The organism is Pseudoflavonifractor phocaeensis (genome assembly GCF_016901735.1).
Classification (GTDB): Bacteria; Bacillota; Clostridia; order Oscillospirales; family Oscillospiraceae; genus Pseudoflavonifractor_A.
This window is the reverse complement of sequence record NZ_JACLZC010000232.1, coordinates 1-290: the sequence shown is the minus strand read 5'-3', so window position 1 is coordinate 290 and position 290 is coordinate 1. Positions and strand designations below refer to the sequence as shown.

Sequence of the window (290 nt, the reverse complement as noted above, 5' to 3'; positions counted from 1 at the left end):
CAACGGCTGGTATGCCGACCCTGCCTGCACCACCCTCTATGACTTCTCCGCCCCCGTCACCGGCGACCTCACCCTCTATGCCGGCTGGAAGATGGTGGGCTTTGAGGGCAGCAGACCCAGCAGTGACGCGCCCGATACCCCCGACGTGGACGAGCCCGACGTGGAAGAACCCGACGTAGAGGAGCCTGACATCGACATCGGCGACGACGACACCCCCCTCAATCCCGCGCCTTCCTTCACCGATATCCCAGACGGCCACTGGGCCGGCGAGGCCATCGATGCCGTGGTTG

1 protein-coding gene is annotated in these 290 nt (G+C 65.9%); it reads left to right on the top strand.

Going from position 1 to position 290, the window contains the following annotated elements:
- Window positions 1-290 (top strand): InlB B-repeat-containing protein (locus H7U37_RS15405; protein ID WP_204877049.1); only part of this gene is annotated, 290 nt, incomplete at both ends.